This is a genomic window from Arcanobacterium sp. (ex Cirak et al. 2026) (assembly GCF_053585065.1).
In genome coordinates this window covers 1-24,660 of record NZ_JBQJCE010000014.1, presented here as the reverse complement: position 1 = coordinate 24,660, position 24,660 = coordinate 1, and the positions used below count along the sequence as shown (strand labels likewise).

Sequence of the window (24,660 nt, the reverse complement as noted above, 5' to 3'; positions counted from 1 at the left end):
CATCAATATCTTCAGCAACATCGACGCCCGTCTTTATTTAACATTTCAAATAGAAAATCTGTTCATTGTTTCAGAAAAAGCTATACCGCGATCGATGAACTGTTACTCTATCTACAGAGTACACTGAGGTAAAATTTCTCAAAGAATCCGTCACACATAGGCCACTCATCATCTAAAATCACCCTTGACCACTACTATCATAGCATGATAGATCTAGAGAAACATCCACGCTCGAGCAGTGCACTAATCTAGCTGCCGCTCATGCATCCACGCTACGGTGTGTCAAAACCACCACAAACATTCATGGAGACGTCATGCGCGATTTCACATCAGACGGAGGCCGACTGCTTCATTCTCTTGGAGCGTCAAAACCAGCCGAAGAAGCATATCTTAACCTCCTTCTTAAACAGAAACTGGACATCCCTCAGTCGATTCTCAACGAGCTTGTCCACTTGAATCTCGTAACAGTCGGCAAAGCAGGCCCAGTCGCACAGCCGGCGTCACCAATTTTGCAAGAAGCACTAGAGACAAAATTTGCTGAAGTAAAAAATCTGAAAGACTCACTCAACGCTTTCGAAGCGATAGAGTCTCGGGAGCCGCAGAACACTCACCACGTCACCGTCTGTTTCCATGAAATGAATCTGTGGTACAACAACATCATCCACAACGCGCAGTCCCATATTCGGTATTGGGATAGCGATCCACATATCAACCGAGAATTTATTGCCCCACAATTTGCGTCGGTATTTAAGCGTGGAGTCTTCGTTGAATCAGTGTACGAATCCGAATCATTCGACGACCCAGAATTTACAGATGCGATTCTTGAGTGCGTTCAGGCTGGTGAGCACGCCTCAGTCGCCCATAAGCTCCCTTTCCGAATGCTGATCGCCGACGATCGCGAGATCATGATTATGTGGAGGAACGAAGCAGACCTTCCAATCGCAATGCTCTCTGACTACACACACTTAATCAGCTTCCTCTTGCGCAGTTTCGATCATGTGCGGGAGCGAAGCATTCCATTTGGCCATCACCACACAAGTGGTGACGCGATTGTCTCCGACGAAGCGAAAGAAATCCTGAACCTCATGGCAATGGGACTCACCGACGATGCCATCGCACGGCGCCTTGGGGTCAGCACCCGTACCGTGGGCAGGCGAATTGGCTCGCTGATGACAGCGCTCAATATCAACACACGGTTCCAACTCGGCATCAAGGCACAGCAAATCTTCCTTGGCAATCAGGGAAAGTAACGCGACCTGGCAAGGTATATGGCATATACGCAGAGTTCAATACTGTCATATACACGCCCTGCCAGTTTTCGACAAATGTTAAGACGGGCGAATAAATACATCCAGAAAAATTTTTTACCCACACACAGGTTCCCTAGAAACAAGCCGAAAAGTCATGTTGCCATCACAGATCAGCAACAAGAATTATATACATCTATGCACATAAACAATCGATGAAATGTTGAAATTTAATCAACATGAGGACCAAGTACAACCAGGGACAACCTTGATCTCAGATGGGCCGCTAAATTGCTTGTTAGAATTCAGTTCGTTCGGTAGCACGCACATAAAAAGTTCACCGACCAGCAAATTCATCCACACAGACTGAAGGGATATCTACATGGATATTTCAAAAATCAAACGAGGAGCGTTAGCCTCTGGCTTAGCCGGCGCACTCCTCGCAACCGCCTTCGGCGGAGTCGCACAGGCACAGGAGCAAGAACATAGCCAACAACTTCCGCGCATGGCATATACACTTCGAAGCGAAGCATATAAAAACTCCAGCGACGGTGTAGTGTCTCCGTATATATTCACAATCCCTAAAACAGCTCAAGCCAAGACCTATATTTTACAAGGCTCTCCTGAGCCAATGTACCGCGAAATTCCCAAAAATGGCCGACCTGAAGTAATCGACGAAGAGAAAAAGCAAGAAGATCCAAGCAAAAACGCCTCACTCTTCGAAACTTCGAAAATTTCTGCTTCTGATGTAAAAGAACAGTTTTCTCATCTAACTTATTGTTTCGACAAAACACAATCTTTTCCGAACAACGCTGGGCGGAATAAAATTTCACTAGAAACAGACGAGATAGCATTTACTACCCCACAAACAAACACTACCAATAAGCAAAACCAGTACTACGAACCTCAATCGGTTCAAAAAGAACTCAAAGATAAGCACGCTGTTACACAAGTGATTTGGAATGGCTTCCCAACCGACACCAGCAATCTTCGGGAAACACTGACGCTTTCCATTGATGAATTTCATGAAGCCACGCAACAGGCAGTTTGGAAGTATACGGACAAAAACACGTGGTCATTGGAAAGGGCTCGACAAAATCTTGGCACTCAGGAAGGTCTTCGATCCTATGTGGCGTATTTGGTGCTAGCCGGAGAAAAACCCAGAAGTAACGAAGCCGAAGCTCAGACACTTTTAACAAGGCGCCCAAATTAGCTGACGCCCCAAAAACCGATGCAGATCTTTACGTCATAAAGTCTCAAGACACGGCACGCAAAAAGCAGGATCTACTCAAAGCAGTTTTCACAACAGTTGAGGATCCTGATAAGCCCTTCTCTCCACCGACCGATAAAACCCCTGACGCCCCTGGATGTAACTGTCCCAAAGGTGACCCAGGCCCAGCAGGACCACAAGGCCCAGCAGGTCCACAAGGCACACCCGGCAAAGACGGACAACCCGGCACACAAGGCCCCAAAGGTGACCCAGGCCCAGCAGGTCCCCAAGGCCCACAAGGCACACCCGGTCAAGACGGTAAAGACGGACAACCCGGACCACAAGGTCCCAAAGGCGACCCAGGCCCAGCAGGACCACAAGGCACACCCGGTCAAGACGGTCAAGACGGACAACCCGGACCACAAGGCCCACAAGGCACACCCGGCAAAGACGGCAAAGACGGTAAAGACGGACAACCCGGTCAAGACGGCAAAGACGGACAACCCGGCACACAAGGCCCCAAAGGCGACCCAGGCCCAGCAGGACCACAAGGCCCAGCAGGTCCACAAGGCACACCCGGCCAAGACGGTAAAGACGGTAAAGACGGCAAGAATGGCAAGGACGGCGTCGGTATCCTCGATATCAAAATCGACAGCCAAGGAAATCTCACTATCACACTGACCGACGGTCGTAAGCTCAATCTTGGCGCGATCCTTGGGCCTCGCGGTCCGAAAGGTGACAAGGGCGACAAAGGCGACAAGGGCGACCCAGGCCAACCAGGTCCCAAGGGCGACAAAGGCGACAAGGGCGACACCGGCCAACCAGGCCCCAAGGGCGACAAAGGCGACAAGGGCGACACCGGCAAACCCGGCCCGAAAGGCCCCAAGGGCGACAAAGGCGACAAGGGCGACACCGGCGAAACCGGCAAACCCGGCCCGAAAGGCGACAAAGGCGAAACCGGCAAACCCGGTAAACTTACACCTCCCATCGATAAACCGAAGATGAACGATCCACATGCTGAAGTCACACCAAAGACCACTCCGCCTGCACAGGAGCCGTCTTCCAGGCTTCCAAAGACAGGAGCAACGGTCGGACTTATGGTTCTCATCTCTTCACTGATGGTTGGCACTGGCCTTGTGGCTCACCGAGCGCGCAAGTCCAACTGATCTCAATGAAGTAGGTAGCAAAGAAGGGGGTTGGGTGTTGGTCGTCTTTTAGGCGAACACCCAACCCCCTGTGTCATATGTGAACGGCGTCAATCCCGTTAGCATAATCCGTCTATACGAGAGCATCATCATGGCAAAACTATTGTCAGCTCTACAAAGACTTTCCATGGAAACAAACCCTCTCAGAGCACATTAATTGCGAGAGTGCCTCTCGGATTCACTGATCGCTCTTATACAATATCGCGCATTTTTGTACGCTGACGTTCTCTGCGTACCATCACCGCAAGGACGAACAACGATACCACTGCTCCCCCGATAAGAACCCACATCCAGTTTTGAATAACGAAGCTGGAAGAGTAGTCCTTTGCTGCCTCAGCCACAGCTCCTTCAAAAGGTACGCGCTCTCCACGCACTAAGAGTCGATGCGTGTTTACCGAATAGGGGGTACACGTGAAAAGGGTGAGATAATCATGTCCAGCTTCTGCCTTCAAGTCAGAAATCTCATCGGGAAGCACCACTTTGATTTGATTCACTTTGTAGGCCAAGGTCTCCCCCAACACATCCACAAACATGAGATCTCCACGTCGGACGTCTTTTAAGTTGTCGAACAACGTCGCGCTGGTCAGACCAGTGTGACTCGTCAACACTGAATGAGTACTTTCGCCGCCGACAGGCAACGATGTGCCATATAAATGTCCTGCGCCCGAACCAATCACATCCGGCTGCGTATCGTGACGCACCGGCAAATCGATTCCGACTTGCGGCACACGCACACGTGCCATGATGTCACCCGTTGCTGAAAGCTGCGAGCGATACTCTTCATATGCTTTCGACGCTGGATTGGCGACATCACTAAGATACGGATCTAGAATTGGCACGCCCGGCAACTTCTTGTTGTACTCACGAGCAACGTCAAGTGCGCTCTTCTTCTTCGAGTCATCGAGCTGGGCCACCTGAATGCCATACTTCGCAGCGAACTCGCGCTGACGCATATTGTTGTAGTTGGTGGACACCACTGGATACAGCATCACAAGAATCCCCAAAAGAACTACAGAAATTGCAATCCACCGTGGGTTAATACTCTTGGGAGCTGTATTTTCTCGCACGTGCTTCATCGCTCTGTCTGCTCTTTCTTTCGCAATCCCGACTTCACCCAAGTCACTACTATCACCGCAGCAAAAAAGACTCCGCACCCAGCGATTGCCAATCGTGGCCACATCCACGTCTGGACTCGGAAAGTCGCAATGTCGGCTATTCTGCCCTGAAGTTCCTGCGCCCCGACGTCGGGAGCACGTTCACCTGTCACCAACAGTCGGTACTGGTTCAGATACCCGCCCTCCGGAGTGATACAGGTGACGAGAGTAACCAAATCCCGACCTTTCTCTGGCTGGATCTTGGACAGGTCGTTTGGAAAAACTAGCTGCGTATCAACAACTCTGTAGCGCAGGCGCTCGCCATAAACAGTGATGAGAAACTGGTCTCCTTGTTTCAACTGTTCCAAATCCGAAAAATAGGTATGTCCAGGCCACGAATGATGCCCCGCCAACACCGCATGTGTCCCACTGCCGCCGACCGGCAGGTGGGAACCATAAAAATGCCCGACGCCGGAGAGAAGTGCAGCATCGTCTGTCCCGTGAACAACGGGTAACATCACGCCGATGCGAGGGATCGTCACTGTGGCCATCACTTTCGAGTCAGCCAAAAGGTTATCGTACCTACTGTATTCCGTTCCGCTATCAGGGGTTTCTTTTCCCCATGGGTCAGCGAGTAGACCAGGATTGAGGGTTTTGTTATATGCTCTTGCCGCAGCTAACGCGACGACGTTCTGCCGATCCTCGGATTTCGACATCACAGAAACGTACTTGCGCGCCGACTGTACTGTTTTCGCGTCATTCGCAATTTGAAGAAGAACCGGATAGGCCGATATAGCGGCACCGACGAGTACCAAAGCGAGTGCCACAAAGCGTTGCCACATCCGCATACTATTCCTCCGTCAAGAAAATGCGAGGGCGGGGTCGGGAGCCCTACGGGCAACCCGGCCCCGCCCTTGCTCACTTAAGTTATCAGGCATCCTTGCGACGGTTTGAGTACACGTAGTACCCCACACCGCCTCCAACAAGGAGAATGCCGAAGACCGATATCACAGCCACGCCCATGCCACCGGTCAGCGGGAGTCGGTTGCCGAGGTTATCTGGCATGTTCACGATCTGAATGTTGCCGCCCTTGTTATCCTTCGGATCTTTATCGCGGTTTGCTTTTGCAAACGCTTCAGAAAGATTCTCTGTCATACCGGGAACCGTAAGATCAAATTCGACTGGCTCGGCAAGAAGCTGGAACCCCTCAGGCGCTTTGGTCTCGACCAAGCAATACGAGTGGTACTTCAGTGTGTCATTGACGGTTTCACCGTTGTACCAGTTTGAAAGCTGAAGACCTTTAATCGAAGTGTAACCATCCGCGGTAGATGCATCACTAGTTGCGATAGCTTTCGCAGTTTTGAAATCGACATTCTTGCAAGTAAAACCATGGCCATCGTTATTGTTTACTGCACGGTAAACAGCGAACTTTGCGCCTGGTAGTGGCTTTCCTTCGTCACTGACTTTCTCAATAAGAATATCGCCAAATCGTGAGAGAACCTTGTTTGACGGAATCTCCCGATATTGCGATGTCCCTTCGGGAGTGGGTTGATTCTCACCTTGTTGTAATGACGGAAGTCCCCCGGGCGTTGGAGGCTGGTATCCTCTATCCGTCCAAAAACGTCCATTTGGCACAAAACTTGCCTCATTAAGGACATTGCCGTCTTTTGGCATCTTCTCGATTACGACGCGAATTTCGGTGCGAACTTTCGCACCACTATTCTTCGCAAGTTTGTCGAGACCCTCTTGGGTAAAGCTGAAACTCAATGGATTACTGGCAGTAGCTTCAGCACCAAAAACTTTATAGTCTTTGTCAGCTTCAAGATTCTGAACAGATTTGTCATCACGAACAATAGACAGCTGGGACGACTTATACTTCGTTTCTTTAGGGAGCTGATCCTTAATTAGGTAGTACGTCAGATCCTTGTGATCAACATGCTGATCTTGATTTTGGTCAAAAGCCCAGATCGTCGACTCAAGCTGGTACGTGGCTTCCTGACCAATCTTGTATGTATCCTGACCTTCTTTGCCAACATTGCCGTCAAAGACTTTCTTGGAGATTTCGTCATACTGGTTCTTTGGATATACATGAACATCGTACATCCAAGAATGACGAGCATCCGGATCAGTCATCGGAAGGGTCACAAGGAACGGCGCAATACCAGTAATCTGGGTGTTCTGATAGTGCTTGCCGTTATTGTCCTGAATATTCGACGAACCAGCCAAATCTTCAGTGACAAGATAGAGTCCAACGCCATTATCGACCGTGATGGTTGCGACACCGCTATGGTCGGTAACGCCGCTATGTGCTGAGCCGAGTGCATACTCCTTCGTTCCAACCGTTACTTTGTTCTTTGCATTCAAAGTAATAGCCTGATTTTGAAGGTCTTTAGCTGTCTTCCAGCCTTCGTTCGTTGCCAGATTGATGCCTTCCACACGGCGAATCTGAAATTTCACGTTCTCCAGCGGTGGAAGATCCTTAACTGCGTCGTAGCTCTTTCCTGTGCCGTACTTGGCATTGGTAGCCGGGACCCCCATGTATTTATGGATCGACAGCTGCGTCTTAGCGTCTGCCTTAATAAGTGCAGGGTTAGGGGCAGCCTGGTTCTCCCCACCAACTGTTGCCTGCGGGTTGGGAGTATCAGGCACGGCACTGGCCGTACCTGATACTCCCATTGAACCGAGCAAGGCGAGAATCGCGACTGCGGCACCAGCCTTGACCTTGGTTGACTTCATGTTGTGCTCCTAGCTGTGTGCTGTATTTATTTCACAATGTCTGAGATTCGCAGCTGCGAACCCCTAGTTCCGGATTCGAACCCGACGGGGTCCACAGCCGGAGGTTCTGTAATAGGCAAATAAACCGATGAATACGAGTATGAAACCTGCCACCGCGTTGTATCCGAGTCCGATGCCACCTGCACGTGGAAGATCGCTGTGGGTTTGGTCAACAACATCGATCGCAAACTTGTCACCATTTCGAACGCTCACGTTCGACGTCGTTGTGGAGAGGATTGTGACACCATCGGCGTCGAGTTTGAAACGAACTGGCTCCGCCATGAGGATGTAACCATTCGGGGCGGCAGTTTCAACAAGCCAGTATTTTCCAAACTTCATCTTCGTCGAGGTAAAGCTTCCGATCTTGCCTTGTATAGGCGCTAAGACATCGGCAATCGGAGATGCACCCTGGCTCGGGTCCTTGTCGAATATGGCGAATGAAGAACCATCGAGTTCGCATATTGGCTTATCGGTGTCACAGTCCTTACCGAATTTGTGAACTGTGAACACTGCTGTTGTCTCTGTCTTATCAGTGACTTCCGCTTGGATCCGATCGTGTTGCCTCGACCATGTCTGTGCAACGTTCGTCAGCGTTTTTGGCGCACCCACGTTGACCGTTGCATTAAACGTCACCACGAGTGATTCGCCAGGCTTAAGCGTGACGTGGTCATTATCCGACACCATCATCCCTTGTTCGCCTGCAGCGCCATGAGCAGCAGGCGGTTTGGCTTCGTCTGTCTGAAAAATGCGACGTCCGCCGCCAATGCCAACCTTATATCTCTTAATCGCAGAGCCGTCTACATAGCGAACACCTAGCGGAAGTTGATCCTGTAGCACGACATTAGTTTGGTCGGTGTTTCCGCCGTTTTTCACGGTGATCGTGTAGGCAACAGTTTCTCCCTCACGGAGAGATTTACCTGCACTACTGGCATCCGAAGTCTTCGTGATTTCAAGTTTCCGAGAATCGACAGTCCAGTGTGCCCGACTGGTCACTACACGGTGGGAGTTAATACCTTCGCCTCTCGCAGTGGCGATATTGGTCGTGGGCTTAATCAACTCGGACGTACACGTGTATCTCCAAGTCTCTGCCGAAATTACTGTGTGTCCGTCTTGCATCACATCAGCTGCCTGCAAAATCTTGTCTTTGTTGGTATCACCAATATTGACGTTTGGATCGTCCGGGGATACAACAGGTTGAATATGAGGACACTTGTCATCACTCAAAGAAACTTCGCGAAGATCCTCATTCCCAGGATTGGTAACCTCGTAGCTGTATTTCACTGTCTGTGGACTCATCATCAGAGTTTTTGCATCTGCAGTTTTCTTGACGCCTATTTCAGGTCCGAACACATGAATACATGTAGGATCGCTCTGTTTCAAAGTATCGGGATCATCAGAAGCAATTTTGTTGTCTGCGCCAGCAAACACAACATTTGCGCTATTGCATACTTGTTTATTCTCAGTAGGAAGAACTTTGGCCTTGAATTCGATGATTGCAGATTCACCAGGTTTGACGATTCCTTCTTTGATTACTTCGCCATTCTTTCCTGGTGATTTAACAGCTTTTTGATCTGCATACGGGAACTTGCCATTTTTGTCAGAGACAAAGGTTCCATTGAGCGTAGTAGAATTCTGAACATATTCGAGTTCTTTGGGTAGCTCGTCGTGGACGAGCACATGTGTAGCATTGAGAGAGCCGAGGTTCGTTACGGTTAGTCTGTACGTTATCTCATCTCCGACAAGCGCAGGTGTCAGCGGAGCAATAATTTCCTTATCAAAGGAGAGCTCCGGTTTCGGCATGGCACAGGATCCTAAATCTCCATACCAGAATTGAGATGGCTCCGCCTTCACCCTCGTCGCAGAACCGGAGTCGGTGTCAATCTCGTAGAGCAAACCTCGGTTATTGTCATCGCGAGCGCTTCCCCAAAGTCGTCCGTCAGTAGTAAATGCGATGCCACTGAAAGTATTGGCGCCCATGTAACCGTCTTCACCAACGGGAGTCGCACGAATGAAATCATTTTCGTGGGCTTTTTCTAGATCATTCCATGGAATCGTATATAAAAATGCATGTCCGTTCTCTGAACCAATCAACCACATCGTCCCGTTGCCGTCGAAAGCAAGATCACCCGAACTGAGATTCCCTCGCACAACACCGTTACCAAAGGTTCGTGTCCTGTTCCAAGTCGACGCCACTCCTTTGGGAACAAAGCCTTTATCAGGGTGCTTAGGGTCGAACATCTCAATGCGCCCGGTGGATGTCACAACCCAAAGAGTCCCATTAGGCGCAGCCCCTAATCGGACAGCACCAGTTTGATATTCTGCAAGTTTTTCAGAATATCCACCCTCTCGCAGCTTGAGGATATCAACACCCCAGAGGCCTTCAGTTTGCCAATAAGCCGGATCTTCATTGCGTGTATCTCGGGGGATGTAGAAGATTTTATCCGGATTAAACGTATCTACTGCCGCAGCCGCTGATCCATTTGTCTGAAAGCGTTTGCCATATTTGTCCGTTGTCAAGTGACGGATCACGTGTACACGTGTTGCTTTGCCAGTATCCTGATCGACAGTGCCAACATTGCCCGAATAGCCGAACTGCTGGTCATAGTCAGATGAGTACCAAAGCGTGTCACAGGTATATCCCCCAGGACGATGAGAACCAACAATCACTTTCGATGTGGACGATGAACTGATGTCATTTTTTGGATCCCAGAGGAACTGCCCATCGACGCTAGTAAGCGGGCTTGTCTTCAATGTGACCACATTTGTCTGTGTCTGAGTAACTTCAGTGATACAGGTCCATGTCGCCGTTGCACCCACAGGAATATAGGATTTCTTTTTGAAGCTCAAATGATCGTCGTAAGATTTCATCCCGCTCGGCGCATGTGGCTTTATATCAGAACACTTTGTGTCCGCGATGCGCCTAAACAATTGCGGAACGCCTGTATTATTCGTGGCTGTATACGTGTAAACGACTTTTCCACCACCGTAATTCAGCCTCCTTTTATCGGGTGACGAAGTAATCGTTACCACACCACCCGGTGCCGCTTCTGCTGATTTTGCTGGGGTCAGGCTCACCATACCAATGAGAACAAGAACCATAGCAACAGTTACGGCAAGCACCTTTTTCACCTGATTGAATGACATCGAAGCCATGGAGTGCTTCATTTCTTCCCTTCGCTACACCACGCAACTGAGCGCACATTCTCTAGCTTTTAACTCCGGCACCAAGAACACGATAAGAAAGCACTCTACACACCGTTTTCTCCAAAGAATCATACATTACACATGAAACTCCAAGCATTTTTTAAGCGACATTCAGAAAAACTAATATTGTTTAAATCCATAAACACCGAGCTAACCGACACTCACGTCCACACACGTTTTGAGACACTATTTAAATCTTGAGGTAATTTTCGCGACTACCCTGTTCTCATACTTGTATAGACAAGTAATTTTTCACGTGACAGAATTATTGTCATTCCGCAGCAATACAGATCAGAGGGAGGAAACATGACAAAGCACAAGCTCAAACACCAAAAAATTGCCCTCTACCTCGAACATCTCATCCGACGCGGGAGGCTCAGCACTGGCGACCCCTTGCCGAGTGAAAATGAGCTTGCGAAAAAGTTCAAAGTTTCACGCGGCACAGTCCGTAAAGCCATTTCCAATCTTCAAAATAAAAAGCTCATTCGTACCGATCAAGGTCGCGGCTCGTTCGTCGCAGTCCACACACAAAGCCCCGATGACGTCCGCGGTTGGATCGAATCCTTATCGACACAAGGCGCTGAGATGACGGTGAACGTTGTGAGCATTTCGCTTACTGAAAACACAGAACTCCCCACTCATTCACACGGAAGCTCCACTTTTATCGAAATCATCAGAACATGGAGCCTCCCTTCCGGCACGATCGTCTCAATGGAAACGTCTCTCGTTCCAGCTCGCGGAAAACTCGTTAATCTCCCATCTCAAGGACTCCTCGACGGATCCCTGACAAAAACTCTTAGCGACGCTGGTTTCTCTCGAAACAATGGCGAAGAATGGCTCGACGTCGTCGCACTGAGCACTGAAAACGCTACACGCCTGGAACGTTCACCAGGCCATGCCTTTATGCGAGTCACTCGCACGGCTTACGACACAAACGACAACCTCGTCGAACATGCCATCAGCCTGCTCGACCCAGACCACTTCAGATTTCATCATGCATTCTCATCCCAGGAGGAACGATAACCGGCCACCGACACGTCGGCAGCCTCACGACGACGAGGCACTCTTCTCCGTTTCCGTAATTTCGAGTGCGCAATCTTCGCCATCTATACAGCACTTCAACCACTCCCGTCACTACCGTGGCAATGCTGGCATGGCCGGCACTGACGGCAATGCTGGCAGGTGTGATCTCTGTAGGGTTCTTTCAGTCATGCTAGTTAGCCAGATACTCGCTCCGAGCACAAATAACTGCATGATGAAATTCTTACCTATTCCACAGTCCTGGGAAGCCCCGATCTCGCAGTGGGAAACACGTCTGAAAGCGTTTGGAAAAAGCCCTCAGACTCTACGTACCCATCACGTCATTATTCGTATGTTCGCTCGTGAAATTGGTTGCGCTCCGCAGGACGTGACCGAGGAAACGATCATGACATGGGCTGGAAGTAAGGACTGGGAGCCTGAAACACGCCACTCGAAATTCACGACGCTACGCCAATTCTTCAAATGGTATTCGCACTTTCACGCGCATACACGAGTGTCTCTACTATATGCATGAGCAAATGAGATGGAACAATTCTGACTTTATTCGCGCAGTGATCGATAACGCCTTGGCGAACATGTAGGCGCTATCCTCATAGCGATACGCCGGTCAAAGGTATTTTCATTTTCGACACCAAAAAGTTTTGGCTTCCTCCATCCGAAGGGATCAGAGGAGGCCAAAATTTTTACTGCGCTCTCGCACGCCCGCGCGTCAGTCTTGATCCGAACGCCACCGCCACGAACCCGAAAGCCGGAACCGAAAAACTTTCTACACCCTCACACTCACCCAAGGAACCGACGGGAAATATGTGGTGAGTTCATACGTGGTAACAACAGGGGGTAAGAGGCATGAACCTACACATATCTTGCCAACAAAATGCACTGGTTCTTCATCACCCACACGTATATTCTTGACAATATCTGATACGTATTCGGAAGCAGGTGCTCGTGCGTGTTCTGATCCATCGCCACGCGTTTAAACATGAACTCACTGCTGAACAGATCATGACAGCCTACTCAACTGGCATAGACACCGCAATTATTCGAAGTCGAGACAAGGACACCGAACCACACAGGTTTACCTCCACGGCTTCGATAACGAGGGACGGCCGATTGAATTTGTCTGCACGCAAATGGAACAAAATACTGTCTTAATCTTTCACGCAAACTACCTCACCGAAGGATTCCGAAAGGAGTACAGAAATGGAATATACCGCAGCCAATGGTGAACGCTTCACCGACGACGACATCCTACGTTGGGCTAGCGACGCAGAAAACGGCTTCCCCGAATCGACAATTGAATGGGTCGAAGGACGAGCCTGGGAGCCAAAAGAACAACCACTTCTCGCCAAAAGTATCCGCGTACCGCAGGCGGTATGGAATCTCATCTCACAAAAAGCCTCCACGGAAGGCATCACCGAATCGCAGTGGGTACGAAACGCGCTCACACGGGCAGCACTAACCTAACCAGCATATCCTCCGCTCTGTCGCTCGAACAGTGGACGTTTTTGTTCCATTGTTCGAGCGACACGTACGCCGGTGCGCATGTTTTTGTTTCGATTGTTTGACGAAACAGTGTCTGCGGCACGCGTACTCACGCTTATTTTTGTTCGACGCTGGCGATCATTTCACGCTAGTTGTCGTGGTGTTCTTCCATTCATTCCCTTCCACGGGCGCTGGCGCGGATTGTTGCTTGTCGTTTTCCTTACGACGTTGACGCACGGGTGCGGGTTCTTTCGACATTGTGCATCCAGATTTTTACGGAGCGCGCATCCTCACGAGCGATGAACAGTTCGACGTTGCCGAGATGCTTGACCTTGATATGGCCGAAAATTCTGTGAACGTGTGGGGCAATCAGACCACGTGGGACTACGAGAAAGAAGAAATGGTCACGCGTGGACGCGGAGCTGCACACATGTGGCACTGCTCGCTCACCCTTCATCCTGACGAGCAACCCCTGTCCGATGAAGCGTGGGCGCGTGTCGCACAAGACTTTATGAACGAAATGGAATTCACTCACGCCTCGGGACGCTCCCCTGCCCGATGGGTCGCCGTGCGTCACGGGACGAACAAAGGCGGCGGGGACCACATTCATATTGTGGCGAACATTGTTCGTGAAGACGGCACGAAAGTGAATACGTGGAACGACTACAGGCGCGCACAACACGCGTGCAACATCCTTGAACACAAATACGGGCTCGCTGTTGTTGAGTCGCGTGAGCATCAACGCGGCTCGATCGGGGAGTCCCCCGCTGAGCAGCGTGCGGCGCAACACGCTGGCCAGCCGATGACTGATAAGGGAATGTTGGAAGTGCGCATGCGCGCCGCACTCACGGTTGCGACGTCGGAAGCGGAGTATGTGCGTGAGCTTCGTGCGCAAGGTGTTCTCGTCCGGCCGCGCTACGCCAGTGGCGGGCGCGACACGGTCACTGGCTATTCGGTCGCGCTCAAAGATAGTGATGGGCAGGCGGGCAAGTGGTATGGCGGTGGATGGGTTGCGCGTGATCTGCGTCTGCCGTGGTTGCGCATGCAGTGGGCTGAGACTCCAACCGCACGCATGGAAGCACTCGATGAGTGGAAGAATCTTCACTCCACACGCCCCAGGCCCGAGGCGCACCCGGAGACAGTGTGGCGTGACTTGGCTGCAGCGACCGATATGACGTTGGCGAAAATGCGTGCCGTTCGACTCGGTGATGATGAAGGATTGTCGGCTGTCGCGGCAGAAGCAGCGAATATGTTCTCCACTCTTGCCCTCGCACACGGTAAAGACGGCTGGAGGTTTGCGCGTGCTGCACGTTCACTTGGCCGGACAGCTCAATACAAATTGCGTCCCAGCCGCCGTCGGTTGTCGCCTTCGTCGGCTCATGTTCGTGCGGGGCGTGCACTCATGTCCATGCCGTATCGTGGTGGTGGCCAGTGGGCAAGCGCGCAAGCGTTCGACGCGAGCGTACGTATCGGGACCGCTTTCGTTGACTTGTTGACGATTAACCAGCAGATCGTGACAGCGAAACGAGCGAAGAAAGACATCGAAACCGCACTCGCATCATTGCGTGCACCACTGCCGGTGGAGGCACAAAACGCGATCAACGCATTGAACGCGACGTCGACGACGTCAGCTTCCCGCCCGCAACCTCCGACCGAGTCCATGACAGAATTCGACCGTGCCCGCAGTTTCCTGTCCGTTTTCGGACCTATCACGAGCCCGCCGCCGACAACCAACACGGAACAAGCACCACACACGCAGACGTTTCCCTAACGGTTCGCCATTGCGTCAAACTGGTCATCAGGCAGTGCTTTAATGTATGCAATTCGCGCTTTGATGGATGCCTCAAGGTTTACCAGTGAAAGAGCCGGTGAGGGCTCTTCATATTCGCCACTGTTGGCTACTTCGGTCAGCAGGGCAACGGCATCGTAATTTCCTTCAGCGATCATACGTTCGAAGAAAATTCTGTACCGGCCAATGTAGGACTCGCCTTCAAAAATAGGGTCAGGATGGCACTCGGATTGGGCGCATTGAACCTGGGGCACGAAACAAGATCACAGTCAAGGAAGCAACCCTATTAACACGATTACCAATCATAATCCCGACTTTCGAGCATGACAGCAACGAAAACCCCAACCTAAAACAACGATTTCTGACAATTAACTCGTGCGGGTGGTTTGGTTTTGCGTGTGGGGCGTCGGATCGGTGGCCGACATCGACACTCAACCTGTGCTTACCCCCCTCCTAGGTTCACTTCCTCGGTATAAAGGTTATATCTAACGCAAATTGAGTCTTCACATTTCCCGACTAAGTGGCGTAGATTAGCTAATCTTGATATTAGGAATATGGCGAAGTTATCATCAAACCTAGGAACTCAACCCACACCCCCTTCCTAGGTTCACTTCCTAGGTTCTCAGGTTCACTTCCTAGGTAGGAAAGCTCAATGATTTCAGATAACGATTCCCTGGCAAGCGCAATCTCCCTCATGGAGAAAGCAGGAACCGATCTTGCTACTTATGAGATTAAGGAAGCCGGTGGCGGTTTCCCTAAAAGTGTCGTTGACACGCTATGCGCATTCGCAAATACTGCCGGTGGAACCGTAATTCTGGGTATATCTGAGAAAAACTTCAAGCCAGTAGACAACATTGACGTTCGTTCGCTCCAGTCGGAACTCGCGCAGGCTGCTCGCAATCGCATTGAGCCTCCACTGCCTATCGATATTCAAGTTCTCGAATTCGAAGGCAAACTTATCGTTGTCGCAAACGTTTCCCCGCTTCCAACTAAAGAAAAGCCGTGTTTTGTTAAAAAGCACGGCCGTATACATGGCTCCTTTGTACGCACCGGAGATGGCGATCATAAGATGACTATTTATGAAATCGACCGTTTCCTTGAAAACCAGCACCATTCAGCTCGTTTTGACTGCATACCAGTTTTAGACGCAACCTTTGACGATCTCGACTCTGATCTTGTCTCTGCTTGGCTAAATAATGTTCGCAACATGAGTTTTGGGCGGCAAGCTCTACTCGATGACGAAACTTTGCTCGCCAATAGGCGCATCATTGCCTACGACAACGATGGAAAAATCCGTCCCACAATTGCAGGACTCCTTGCGCTTGGCATTTTCCCGCAGAAATTCTTTCCCCGCCTCAACGTCACTTTTACTGTCTTTCCCTCGATCACGAAAGGCGGATCAGGAAACGTGCGGTACACGGATGGAATGAGTATCGATGGTTCTATCCCAACGATGATCACCACAGTGATACAAGCAGCGAAGAGAAACATGAAACATGGAGCAATTATTACCTCAGGCTTGAGAGAAAATGTTCCTGACTATCCTTTAATCGCTATTCGCGAGGCGATTGCGAACGCGCTTATGCACCGTGACCTCTCTCCTGATTCCCACGGTATGCCTGTACGAGTCGAGTTATATCCTGATCGGTTGTTGATAAACAACCCTGGGGGTCTTTATGGATCACTCACTGTAGATAAGCTCGGCAAAAATGGAGCTACTCTTTCACGTAACCAGTTTTTGGCAAGAATTCTTGAAGACGTCTCTATCGTCGACGATTCTGGGGTCTCCGGCCACGTGGTAGAAAATCGTGGGACGGGTATTCCCACAATTGAAAAGTCGCTCTCAGATGCTTTACTTGCCCCTCCCAGCTTCTCAAGTTCGTTAATCGAGTTTGAAACTGTTTTCTTCCACCGCTCGATGACACAGGAGGAAGGATTTTCTTATTCTCGAGACAATACACGCAATGCGATCATCGCTTTTATTAGTGAAAAGGGAAGCGTATCGACTTCAGAACTATCACAAGCTTCAGGATTGTCAGCAAAGACTGTCCGCGACTATCTCACAGAACTTCTCGAATCGGGAGTTGTGGAAGGTATCGGGCATCAATTTAGTCCGAAGAGGCGCTACCGGCTGACCAACAGGTAGCTGATCTGCTCAGCGCACTCGCCCTTCCACTGTTCCATATTCTCAAGGAAATCCTGTTCCGCTCGTTTTTAGCGGGTACGGGTGCGGGCGGTTTTCTTCGCACGCGGACGGCGCACTTTGCTGGTTTTCCCGACCTTCTTGATCCCTTCGCTTGCTGGTTCAGGGAAAGACACATCTTTGAGTTCCTCAGCCTTGGCAGCTTCCGGCCCGAGAACGTCACGACGGTGTTGAAGAGCCTTTTCTTTCGCCTACACATCGAGCACCATCTTTTGATTAAACGTCGCGGGCAACACCTGCGTCTCCGGCATCCCTGCGTTCGCTTCTTTTTCTTTTTTGGTGTGGACACGCAGCTCGTCGGCTTCCAGGTGTGCCTGATTCGCGTCCGCTTCCATCGTCGCCTCATCATCCGCTGTGACCTGGTTGATGTAGTGTCCGGTGGGTTTGGCTTGGCCAGCACGGAAGTCTTTACTCCACTGGCTCACCCATGCCGGGACCGGGCCACGCTTGGACGTGGCTGCTTCCTCACGCACCTGGCGCGGCTCAACCTTCTCGTTTTCTAGTGTCGGGGCAGCGACACGAATCTGCTCATCACTGGCCGCGATCACCTCCCGAGGTGTGGCAATCTCGACCGGGCCGATCCGGTTTTCGATCTCCCGCATCGACCGACATGCTTGTCGGGGGGGGGAGCAAGTTCGCTTTTGGTTATTCCGCCGCGGCCTCACACAGGCAGATCTAGCACGAGCGCTGGGACTTTCCATACCAACTACTTCGCGAAAGCTCTCAGGCAAGACGGCGTGGAGTGTCACAGACCTGACGCGTGCTGCTGTCTTGTTGCGAGTAGGTATCACAGACCTGCTTCAACGCGAGGCTATGGAAATTGAGCAAAAGAAAATGGCCTCAGACTCTTTCGAGTCCAAGACCATTTCATTCGTGGCGGGGGCCGGATTTGAACCGACGACCTCCGGGTTATGAGCCCGACGAGCTACCGAGCTGCTCTACCCCGCGTCGACTCGATCTATCTTAGGCACCTTCCACCACAACCGCAAGACACATGAACGTGCGTTGCCCCACATTCACATCATTGTTGTGACCTCACCGAGAGTAAGAGCGCCAGAGAACCGTAGTTCCCCAGCGCCCACACTCATCGTCATATCGCTGCGGACAGATCGTCAGCAAGTTGCACCGGCTCGTCGCGCAGAACCTGCGGGGCGTTGAGGAAATCCACGACAAGCCCTACGCCGAGCGCCAGGAGTGCTGGCACAAGCCACGCCACTTGGTATGAACCGAGCGGGAAATATCCCAGGAACGTCCCCAATCCGGAAAAGGCATCGAGACCCGTGGAATGCAGCGCCTGCGGAATTGCCAAAAGGGCACTCACCCAGGCTGGCAGATAGTATGCCCACGTCAGCTTTCGCCCGATTACCATCTCCAGCAATGCCACCAACACCAGGCAGATCGCCACCGGATAGAGCAGCTGGTTGAGCGGAGCAACTACAACCAAAATCTTCGCCAAGCCCAAGTTCGCCAGAGCGAAAGCGACGAGCACGTGAATAACAAGCCACACACGGGTCGACACCTGCGGAATCATGCGATGGAAGTACTGCGTAGAGGCACCGAGCAATCCGAGCACCGTGGTCAGGCACGCGAGGGAAACGATCAGGCCAAACACGAGCTGACCGTGAGAACCAAAGAGATGCTTTGCCACATTGGACAGCACAGCTGCCCCATTATCACCAGCGCCAACTATCCCCACTCGAACAAGACCCAGATACACCAATGCCAACATCGAGGCGGCAACCCCCGCAGCGGCAGCCATACCGCGCCGCAAAGCTGCACCGTGTCGCCCGTCGGCTTCCATCGCTGAATAAATCACGCCACCAAAAACAATCGCAGCGATTGCATCCATCGTGAAGTATCCCTGGATGACACCGGTAGCAACAGGGGCGGCAGCAAATTCCGCAGTGGTCGCATGTCCAGCCGGATCCGTTTGGAACGCTCCAATGATCAACACAATAAGAAGAAGCATCAGCACCGGCGTCAACCCAAGTCCGATGCGCCTAACTAGCGCACTCGGACGCAATGCCGCCACAAAAGCAGCTGTGAAGAATCCAGCGAGAAAAAGCGCCTGAGCAAGAGCAATATTCGAACTTGCACCCAACACCGGAACCACAGACATCTCAAAGCTCACGGCGGCAACGCGCGGGATCCCGTAGAGCATTCCGCAAGAAAGGAACACCAACAGGATCAGCAGCGGCCCAAGATGACGACCAATGCGTCCTCCAATATGGGGTTCATCGCCACGTTTAGTGGAGTACGCAATCATTGACGCTGCTGGCAATGCCACGCCGGTAATCAGGAAGCCGAGGGCAGCCGTCCAGGCTGCCTCACCGGCATTAACTCCAATCATTGTGGGAAGGATCAAGTTGCCCGCCCCGAAGAACATGGCAAACAGTGCAAGGCCAGAAACCAGCAGAGTGCGCATCAATATCTTTCTTTCAATTATGTATAGAGATCTCCCCAAGAAGAGCAATGTCTGCGAACCACCACACAGCGGACACATACGCCAAACATACGTCTGTAACGATCACATCTTCACAGGGTTGCCACACATTATGTAGAAAAACGTGTAATTATTCGCGCTGGCCCACATAGTGAACACGAAAAAACGACGTCGGCACGCACCGCGCACCGACGTCGTCTGTCAGAAATCCTCAAAAAGTCCTCTCGGCTCGCCGACTCCTACCGGGAACCATCGGTAACGTTATGCCTGGTCACCGTCAGCGTGACTCTTTAAACTCCACATGCTTTCCCACCTTCGGATCGTACTTTTTGAGCACAAGGCGATCGGGAGTGTTACGTCGATTCTTCTTGGTCACGTAGGTGTATCCAGTTCCCGCCGTTGAGACCATCTTGATGATCGGGCGGACGTCTGCTGCCTTTGCCATATCGGCACCTCACATTCTGATATGCGATTCAATGATCGCGTCTACAACTTCTCTCCGCGGCGCAGCATATCGGCAACCACGGCGTCGATCCCTTTCGAATCAATGGTTTTCAGTCCCTTGGTTGACACCGTCAAGGTGATCGTGCGGCGCAACGACGGGACGTAAAAACGCTTCTTCTGGAGGTTAGGGTTGAACCTGCGGTTGGTACGGCGGTGCGAATGCGACACACTCTTCCCAAAATCAGGTTTGCGCCCCGTCACCTGACAGTAGGTGGCCATTAGCCCTGCCTTCCCTTGAACTTCGGGTTCAACTTGTTGATTACGTAGGTCTTGCCACGACGGCGAACGACCTTCGAACCGGGCTGATTCTTTAAACTCTTCAACGATGCGCGAACCTTCATCGCATCCTCCTTCACTTCTCCGGCGAATCCGGCCGTGTGCCGGTGATTGAGCAGCTCAACCTCATTGAAGTTGATTCTTGCTCTCGCCTCTACCACCCTCAACGGGTTTGTGGTGAACTTATTCCCTCACCACGACGACTTGCGCACACCGGGCAGTTCGCCGTCGAGCGCCATTTTGCGGAAACGCACACGCGAAAGGCCAAATTTCCCTAAATAACCGCGCGGGCGCCCGTCAACAACGTCACGGTTGCGCAAGCGAGTCGGTGAGGCATCGCGTGGGAGCGCATGCAAGGCTGCCATCGCTTGAGCCCGCTCTTCATCCGTGAGATGAACGTTCACACTGCGCTTTTTCAGTTCAGCACGGCGCCACGCGTAGCGCGCAACAATCTCGCGCCGACGCTGATCAGCCACGATCTTCGACCGTTTGGCCATTCGAAACTTCCTTTCACTTGAGAATTGATCTCATGTATCTTTCTCTGGAATAATAGATAATCATTCTCAACAAAGCAAGCGAGGAGAAACCGTGCCCCACCCCGTGATCGCAATTTCGAGCGCAGACCCGATGTTGACCGATATCACCGCTCTCTCGATCGATGCCCCAGCCACCGACGTCGTCGGCCTGTCAATCAACGGCACACGTGCCACTTTCCACGAAACTCGCCTCACCCCCACCGACCCTTCATCGGAAACTGACCTCATAGACGGAATCGAAACCCACGAAATCCCCGGCGATTGCCTCACATGTGGGTTACGCGAATTAATCCTTGACTGTATCTGTCGGCGCATTCGCGCAGGTATCGAGCGCACAATTCTTTTCCTTCCAGCAGGACTTGAGCTCCCCCACCTGGCACCTTCGCTCGCATATGCGCTTGAATCACTCTCACTCACCCCTGACAGCGCTGACGCTGATATTGACGCTGACGCTGACGAGGTGAGCGGAACCGATACTGATAATCCCCTGGCACGTTTGGCCGGAGTTGCGCATTTGATTGACGTCGACCATGCAACCGACCACCTCCTCACCCACAAAACAGCGTCCGAGGCGGGAATTGCGATTGTTGACGATGATCCGCGGTGCGTTGCTGAGATCCACATGATGAACGTCGGATACGCCGATCTCGTCCTCGTTTCAGGCGACATGGACGGCGCTGGTGGCGAACTCGTTGAACATCTGCGCCCGCACGATACGTTGCTCGCCAATGCAATGGATAGTGCCTGGATCGAACTGGCTGAATCACTCACACACGATCCTGTCAGCGCTGTTGAGCGCGTCCACCCTGTCACCACGCAAGCATGGGGAGGGCCACAGTGCTACGGAACATGGACTCTCGAGTTGAGCTCGGAGCGACCTTTCCATCCTGAGCGATTTACGGAATTTGCTGAAGAACTCGCTGCGGAGGGCGCCTGCGGGCGCGGATGTTTCTGGCTTATTTCACGTCCCAACACCGTATGCTCATGGGAAACTGCGGGCGGACAGATTGCCGTCGGCGAAGCTGGGGTATGGGCAGATTTCCCTGAAGGAATCGACGAGACTGGTCAGGAAATCACTCAGCCGCGTTGTCATATTATCGTGACCGGCACTGGCGGCGACGAGGTAGCACAACGGGTGAGTAATGCTTTCCATTCAATCCTGTGTGAACCGCACGAGATGGCGTGGGTCGGCGCAGACGGGCTTGAGGAGTGGCTCGGCGAGTAACCCCGCCACCATCACCAACTAACGACAGCGACGGCGATATTCTTGCCAGTCACATACCCCCTGGGGTATGCTCGACTTGTTGACACGCGCCTCCGTTCGAGGCAAGAACTGCAAACGAAAGGCACTCCTCATGTGCATGCCCGCTCCATGCAATAACTGCGGAAAAATCACTTGGTCTGGCTGTGGCCAGCACGTCGCTGCTGTCAAAGCGCAAGTACCAGCTCAGCAGTGGTGTACCTGCTCTGACTCTGAACGCAAGCCGGCGTTCTGACTCACCTTTCACCTCGAACCTACCGGCGCTGGCGCGTGCGTGCGCCAGCGCCAAACCTTTTTACCTAGATGAGGAATGATTAATGCGCACAGTCATTATCGGAGGTGTCGCCGGCGGAATGTCCGCGGCCACTCGGCTCCGTCGCCAAGATGAAAATATGGAGATTGTGGTTCTTGAAGCGACAAACTATGTGTCGTTTGCGAACTGCGGCCTTCCCTATCATGTGGGAGGAGTGATCGTGCAGCGCGATTCGCTTCTTCTCCAAACCCCGCAATCGCTTGCCACCCGATTCCGAATCGATGTCCGCGTCTCCACACGCGCTACAGCCATCGATCGCACGCAAAAAACTGTCCGTTTCACTTCGCCCGCTGGTGAGGATGAACTGACTTACGACTACCTTATTCTTGCTCCCGGAGCGTCCCCGATCATTCCACCAATCCCGGGCATCGAGCGCGCACTCCCGCTACGCAACATTGAGGATACTGATGCGCTCATCGCTGCTTGCGACACTCGTAGCGACGATACACCAACAGCGGTCGTCATCGGTGGCGGATTCGTGGGCTTGGAAGTTGCAGAGAATCTCACACATCGAGGTTTCTCAGTTACTGTGCTCGATCGAGCTGACCATATTTTGCCCAACCTTGACCCTGAAATGGCACAGCCCGTAGCTGAGCATCTTCGCTCACATGGCATCACCGTGGTGACCGGCACAGAGGTGACGGAGGTGACCGCCGAGTCAGTCGTCGCCTCGGGGGTAGCATATCCCGCCGACGTCGTCATCGCATCACTCGGCGTACGCCCACATTCTGCTCTTGCTGCCGACGCCGGTCTGGAGGTAGCTGCCAACGGTGGTATCGTAGTCGATTGGCACCAACGTACCAGCGATCCCGCAATTTTCGCTGTCGGAGACGCTGCACTCAAGCGCGATGCTGTATCCAATGAGCAGGTTCTTGTTCCCTTGGCCCAGAGTGCCAACCGTCACGGCCGTCTAGTGGCCGACGTCATCACCGGCCATGACACCGCGAGCCAACCAGTACTCGGTACCGCCATCATCGGCCTCTTTGGAATGGCTGCCGCATCAACAGGATGGAACGAGACTCGTGCAAGGAATGCTGGGCGAGCAATCCGCGTCCTCCATCTCCACCCTGTGAACCACGCTGGCTACTATCCCGGTTCACAACAGATCCACCTCAAACTCATGATCGACGCTCACACTGATGCGATCCTCGGAGCGCAGGCCGTCGGGATGGAGGGCGTGGACAAGCGCATCGACATCATCGCTACTGCAATGCGTGCTGGCGTGAGCGCATCAGAATTGGCAGATCTTGAACTCGCTTATGCTCCGCAGTTCGGTTCGGCAAAAGATCCAATTAACATGGCTGGCTTCGTTGCTGAAAATATTGCCAACGGTGAGTCGACAGTGCAGTGGCACGAGCTTAACGCCTACCGTGCACGCGGTTGGACGCTCGTGGATGTACGATCGGCAGGAGAGTTTGCCACTGGCGCAATTCCCGGAGCAGTCAACATTCCTGTCGACGAGTTACGGGAGCGCACTAGCGAGTTACGTGAGTTACTCGCGTCGGCCTCCGGTCCCGACGCCGGTCGTGTCCTGGTGCATTGCCAAGTGGGGCTACGCGGCCATATCGCCACATCGTTGCTGACCGGGCTCGGGTTCGATGTGGCCAATCTCGACGGTGGATACCTCACGTGGAAAGCAGGGACGGCCGCCGTCAACACAGCGCATCAGGACGCGTCACGTCAGGCTCGCCTTCCTCATCACGAGGAGGCAATCGGATGAAACTCGATCCCTCAAACATCACTTCGTCGATTACTCGACTCAAGCGAGCACGCGGCCAACTCGATGCTGTTATCGCAATGCTTGAAAATGGCGATGAGTGCGAGAAAGCGCTCACCCAGCTCGCAGCTGTCTCCAAAGCAGTCGATCGTGCTGGGTATCTCGTGATTTCTACAGGCTTGAAACAATGCATTGCATCAGGCAATGAGGTGGATGAGGAGAAGTTATCCAAGCTCTTCCTATCATTGGCGTAAAGCTCCAATAAGCATCACTCTGTGACAGAGAATGAAATACGAGGGGTTTTGAGCGGGGGAAAAAACCCGGCCAACCCCCCGAGCAAAATTAGAAAAAATTTTTTTT

Annotated in this window: 23 protein-coding genes and 1 tRNA gene; 12 read left to right on the top strand and 12 right to left on the bottom strand. The window is 52.1% G+C overall.

Annotated elements, in window-relative coordinates; all coding sequences use genetic code 11:
• Positions 1–314 precede the first annotated feature (314 nt).
• From ACTOVJ_RS07290 to ACTOVJ_RS07275, 4 genes are all read left to right on the top strand, one after another.
• Positions 315–1,250, top strand: a complete 936-nt coding sequence (locus ACTOVJ_RS07290; RefSeq protein ID WP_449502431.1) for a LuxR C-terminal-related transcriptional regulator — start codon at positions 315–317, stop codon at positions 1,248–1,250.
• Positions 1,251–1,629: 379 nt separating this feature from the next.
• On the top strand, positions 1,630–2,460 hold the full coding sequence (locus tag ACTOVJ_RS07285) for a thioester domain-containing protein (RefSeq protein ID WP_449504673.1): 831 nt from the start codon (positions 1,630–1,632) through the stop codon (positions 2,458–2,460).
• Positions 2,461–2,556: 96 nt separating this feature from the next.
• Positions 2,557–3,138 (top strand): hypothetical protein, encoded by a 582-nt coding sequence (locus tag ACTOVJ_RS07280; protein WP_449504672.1) that lies wholly within the window; start codon positions 2,557–2,559, stop codon positions 3,136–3,138.
• A 320-nt stretch (positions 3,139–3,458) separates the two neighbouring features.
• The gene (locus ACTOVJ_RS07275; RefSeq protein WP_449504671.1) at positions 3,459–3,623 is read left to right on the top strand and encodes an LPXTG cell wall anchor domain-containing protein; all 165 of its coding nucleotides are present in this window, start codon (positions 3,459–3,461) and stop codon (positions 3,621–3,623) included.
• Positions 3,624–3,853: 230 nt separating this feature from the next.
• Here the strand turns inward: ACTOVJ_RS07275 and ACTOVJ_RS07270 are convergent, their stop codons facing one another.
• The 4 genes from ACTOVJ_RS07270 to ACTOVJ_RS07255 all read right to left on the bottom strand — a co-directional run bounded on the left by ACTOVJ_RS07270 (position 3,854) and on the right by ACTOVJ_RS07255 (position 10,684).
• A complete protein-coding gene (locus ACTOVJ_RS07270) occupies positions 3,854–4,738 on the bottom strand; it encodes a class C sortase (protein WP_449504670.1) in 885 nt (294 codons plus the stop codon).
• Entirely contained in the window at positions 4,735–5,604 is an 870-nt protein-coding gene (locus tag ACTOVJ_RS07265; protein WP_449503345.1) for a class C sortase, read from the bottom strand. Before ACTOVJ_RS07265 ends, ACTOVJ_RS07270 begins: the two co-directional genes overlap by 4 nt.
• A gap of 82 nt (positions 5,605–5,686) precedes the next feature.
• Positions 5,687–7,492 carry a SpaH/EbpB family LPXTG-anchored major pilin gene (locus tag ACTOVJ_RS07260; protein WP_449504669.1) on the bottom strand — a complete coding sequence of 602 codons (1,806 nt, stop codon included), beginning with the start codon at positions 7,490–7,492 and terminating at the stop codon, positions 5,687–5,689.
• A gap of 63 nt (positions 7,493–7,555) precedes the next feature.
• The gene (locus tag ACTOVJ_RS07255; RefSeq protein WP_449504668.1) at positions 7,556–10,684 is read right to left on the bottom strand and encodes a DUF7507 domain-containing protein; all 3,129 of its coding nucleotides are present in this window, start codon (positions 10,682–10,684) and stop codon (positions 7,556–7,558) included.
• Positions 10,685–11,041: 357 nt separating this feature from the next.
• Here ACTOVJ_RS07255 and ACTOVJ_RS07250 point away from each other — a divergent pair, with 357 nt between their 5' ends.
• The 3 genes from ACTOVJ_RS07250 to ACTOVJ_RS07240 all read left to right on the top strand — a co-directional run bounded on the left by ACTOVJ_RS07250 (position 11,042) and on the right by ACTOVJ_RS07240 (position 15,029).
• Positions 11,042–11,758, top strand: coding sequence for a GntR family transcriptional regulator (locus ACTOVJ_RS07250; protein WP_449504222.1), 717 nt, complete (start codon positions 11,042–11,044; stop codon positions 11,756–11,758).
• 1,218 nt (positions 11,759–12,976) lie between these two features.
• Positions 12,977–13,240 carry a hypothetical protein gene (locus tag ACTOVJ_RS07245; RefSeq protein WP_449502439.1) on the top strand — a complete coding sequence of 88 codons (264 nt, stop codon included), beginning with the start codon at positions 12,977–12,979 and terminating at the stop codon, positions 13,238–13,240.
• 277 nt (positions 13,241–13,517) lie between these two features.
• Positions 13,518–15,029 carry a relaxase/mobilization nuclease domain-containing protein gene (locus tag ACTOVJ_RS07240; protein WP_449504223.1) on the top strand — a complete coding sequence of 504 codons (1,512 nt, stop codon included), beginning with the start codon at positions 13,518–13,520 and terminating at the stop codon, positions 15,027–15,029.
• Here ACTOVJ_RS07240 and ACTOVJ_RS07235 read toward each other — a convergent pair.
• A complete protein-coding gene (locus ACTOVJ_RS07235) occupies positions 15,026–15,301 on the bottom strand; it encodes a hypothetical protein (protein WP_449504667.1) in 276 nt (91 codons plus the stop codon). The genes ACTOVJ_RS07240 and ACTOVJ_RS07235 overlap by 4 nt on opposite strands.
• A gap of 398 nt (positions 15,302–15,699) precedes the next feature.
• On the opposite strand from ACTOVJ_RS07235, the gene ACTOVJ_RS07230 reads away from it, so the two are divergent.
• On the top strand, positions 15,700–17,193 hold the full coding sequence (locus tag ACTOVJ_RS07230) for an ATP-binding protein (RefSeq protein WP_449502443.1): 1,494 nt from the start codon (positions 15,700–15,702) through the stop codon (positions 17,191–17,193).
• A gap of 248 nt (positions 17,194–17,441) precedes the next feature.
• On the opposite strand, the gene ACTOVJ_RS07225 is transcribed toward ACTOVJ_RS07230, so the two are convergent.
• On the bottom strand, positions 17,442–17,852 hold the full coding sequence (locus tag ACTOVJ_RS07225; protein WP_449504224.1) for a hypothetical protein: 411 nt from the start codon (positions 17,850–17,852) through the stop codon (positions 17,442–17,444).
• On the opposite strand from ACTOVJ_RS07225, the gene ACTOVJ_RS07220 reads away from it, so the two are divergent.
• Positions 17,809–18,165, top strand: a complete 357-nt coding sequence (locus tag ACTOVJ_RS07220) for a helix-turn-helix transcriptional regulator (RefSeq protein ID WP_449504675.1) — start codon at positions 17,809–17,811, stop codon at positions 18,163–18,165. The genes ACTOVJ_RS07225 and ACTOVJ_RS07220 overlap by 44 nt on opposite strands.
• Here ACTOVJ_RS07220 and ACTOVJ_RS07215 read toward each other — a convergent pair.
• The 6 genes from ACTOVJ_RS07215 to rpsN all read right to left on the bottom strand — a co-directional run bounded on the left by ACTOVJ_RS07215 (position 18,125) and on the right by rpsN (position 20,970).
• Positions 18,125–18,198 (bottom strand) — tRNA-Met (locus ACTOVJ_RS07215). The genes ACTOVJ_RS07220 and ACTOVJ_RS07215 overlap by 41 nt on opposite strands.
• A gap of 142 nt (positions 18,199–18,340) precedes the next feature.
• Complete coding sequence (gene brnQ / locus ACTOVJ_RS07210) at positions 18,341–19,675, bottom strand: branched-chain amino acid transport system II carrier protein (protein ID WP_449502445.1); 1,335 nt, start codon at positions 19,673–19,675, stop codon at positions 18,341–18,343.
• Positions 19,676–19,970: 295 nt separating this feature from the next.
• On the bottom strand, positions 19,971–20,138 hold the full coding sequence (gene rpmG / locus ACTOVJ_RS07205) for a 50S ribosomal protein L33 (protein ID WP_278012416.1): 168 nt from the start codon (positions 20,136–20,138) through the stop codon (positions 19,971–19,973).
• 41 nt (positions 20,139–20,179) lie between these two features.
• Positions 20,180–20,416, bottom strand: coding sequence for a 50S ribosomal protein L28 (gene rpmB, locus ACTOVJ_RS07200; RefSeq protein WP_449504225.1), 237 nt, complete (start codon positions 20,414–20,416; stop codon positions 20,180–20,182).
• Entirely contained in the window at positions 20,416–20,634 is a 219-nt protein-coding gene (gene ykgO / locus ACTOVJ_RS07195; protein ID WP_449504666.1) for a type B 50S ribosomal protein L36, read from the bottom strand. The genes rpmB and ykgO overlap by 1 nt, the downstream gene beginning before the upstream one ends.
• Before the next feature lie 30 nt (positions 20,635–20,664).
• Positions 20,665–20,970 (bottom strand): 30S ribosomal protein S14, encoded by a 306-nt coding sequence (gene rpsN, locus ACTOVJ_RS07190; RefSeq protein ID WP_449502447.1) that lies wholly within the window; start codon positions 20,968–20,970, stop codon positions 20,665–20,667.
• 91 nt (positions 20,971–21,061) lie between these two features.
• Here rpsN and ACTOVJ_RS07185 point away from each other — a divergent pair, with 91 nt between their 5' ends.
• The 3 genes from ACTOVJ_RS07185 (at position 21,062) to ACTOVJ_RS07175 (ending at position 24,554) form a co-directional block, all read left to right on the top strand.
• Positions 21,062–22,234 carry a GTP-binding protein gene (locus ACTOVJ_RS07185; protein ID WP_449504226.1) on the top strand — a complete coding sequence of 391 codons (1,173 nt, stop codon included), beginning with the start codon at positions 21,062–21,064 and terminating at the stop codon, positions 22,232–22,234.
• 353 nt (positions 22,235–22,587) lie between these two features.
• Positions 22,588–24,303, top strand: coding sequence for an FAD-dependent oxidoreductase (locus tag ACTOVJ_RS07180; protein ID WP_449504227.1), 1,716 nt, complete (start codon positions 22,588–22,590; stop codon positions 24,301–24,303).
• A complete protein-coding gene (locus ACTOVJ_RS07175; protein ID WP_449502450.1) occupies positions 24,300–24,554 on the top strand; it encodes a metal-sensitive transcriptional regulator in 255 nt (84 codons plus the stop codon). The genes ACTOVJ_RS07180 and ACTOVJ_RS07175 overlap by 4 nt, the downstream gene beginning before the upstream one ends.
• Positions 24,555–24,660: the final 106 nt, after the last annotated feature.